This is a genomic window from Aeromonas dhakensis (assembly GCF_000820305.1).
GTDB classification, from domain to species: domain Bacteria; phylum Pseudomonadota; class Gammaproteobacteria; order Enterobacterales; family Aeromonadaceae; genus Aeromonas; species Aeromonas dhakensis.
Map to the genome: position 1 here is coordinate 1 of NZ_CDBH01000047.1, position 708 is coordinate 708.

At 61.6% G+C, this 708-nt stretch carries 2 protein-coding genes; both read left to right on the forward strand.

Going from position 1 to position 708, the window contains the following annotated elements; all coding sequences use genetic code 11:
* The coding region (locus tag BN1143_RS14025) for an arsenic resistance protein (protein WP_042051054.1) at positions 1 to 357 on the forward strand (357 nt) is incomplete at its 5' end.
* Between the two features lie 63 nt (positions 358 to 420).
* On the forward strand, positions 421 to 708 hold a 288-nt coding region (arsC, locus tag BN1143_RS14030), incomplete at its 3' end, for an arsenate reductase (glutaredoxin) (protein ID WP_197069872.1).

A 708-nucleotide genomic window follows, 5' to 3' on the forward strand; every position in this document is an offset into this window, starting at 1 on the left:
CTGCTCACCCTGGTGCTGCTGTTCGCCTTTCAGGGCAACGCCATCATGGAGCAACCGCTGGTCATCGCCCTGTTGGCGGTACCGATCCTGATCCAGGTGCTGTTCAACTCGGGATTGGCTTACTGGCTCAACCGCAAGGTGGGGGAGAAGCACTCGGTGGCCTGCCCTTCCGCCCTGATCGGTGCCTCCAACTTCTTCGAGCTGGCGGTGGCCGCCGCCATCAGCCTGTTCGGCTTCCACTCCGGCGCGGCGCTCGCCACCGTGGTCGGGGTGCTGATCGAGGTGCCGGTCATGCTGCTGGTGGTGCGCATCGTCAACGCCAGCAAACCCTGGTATGAAGCGGGGCTAAGCCGTTAACAGATGGCCGCTAACCCTTTTTACCTACTGTTTTTATTCACTTAAGCCATGAGAGACATGCCAATGAGTGCGATCACCATCTATCACAATCCAGAGTGCGGCACCTCCCGCAACACCCTCGAGCTTATTCGCAACAGCGGCGTCGAGCCGACCGTCATCCACTATCTGGAGACGCCCCCCTCCCGCGATGAGCTGGTGGCGCTGATCGCCGCCATGGGGATGCCGGTGCGCGAGCTGCTGCGCAAGAACGTGCCCCCCTACGAGGCGCTCGCTCTGGCAGAAGATCGCTTCAGCGATGACGAACTGATCGACGCCATGCTGGCCCACCCCATCCTCATCAACCGTCCCATA